The following is a 426-nucleotide window of genomic DNA, read 5'->3' as shown; positions in this document are numbered from 1 at the left end:
CGTCGAACTGCGACACGGCCTTACCCATGGTGAAGCCGGCGAACTGGATGAAGGCATAATACACGCCGAGCGAACCGCCCGAGGTGCCGCCGTCAGTCGGGTTGATGACCGCGGTGCCCGCCGTCGTGCCGGTGTAACCAGTCGCGCCGGTGGCGGAGCCAGTGCCGACATAGCCGCCGGTGGTCCAGGAGAACGTCGCATCGAAGAAGGTGCGGACGACGCCGTATTCGGTCGCAGTGCGCGTGTCGATGTTGAGATCCTGACGAGCGCGCATCGTGTAGTAGTTGCTCGTGCGGTTGTGCGCACCGGCGGGAGCACCGTTTGCCGGACCATAAACGGCGTTGCTGCCCAGCGCGACTTCAGCGCGCAGGTAACCACCCAGCTTGATGCAGGTGTCAGTGCCCGGGATGTAGTAGAATCCGGCAC

Annotated in this window: 1 protein-coding gene; it reads right to left on the bottom strand. The window is 64.3% G+C overall.

Annotated elements, in window-relative coordinates:
- Window positions 1-426: porin (locus AX729_RS06570; protein ID WP_197433545.1), on the bottom strand; the 426-nt coding region annotated here is incomplete at both ends.

Source organism: Bradyrhizobium sp. CCH5-F6, from assembly GCF_001556045.1.
Lineage (GTDB): Bacteria > Pseudomonadota > Alphaproteobacteria > Rhizobiales > Xanthobacteraceae > Bradyrhizobium.
Note: the sequence above shows the minus strand (reverse complement) of the source record. Positions and strands in the feature narration are given on the sequence as shown.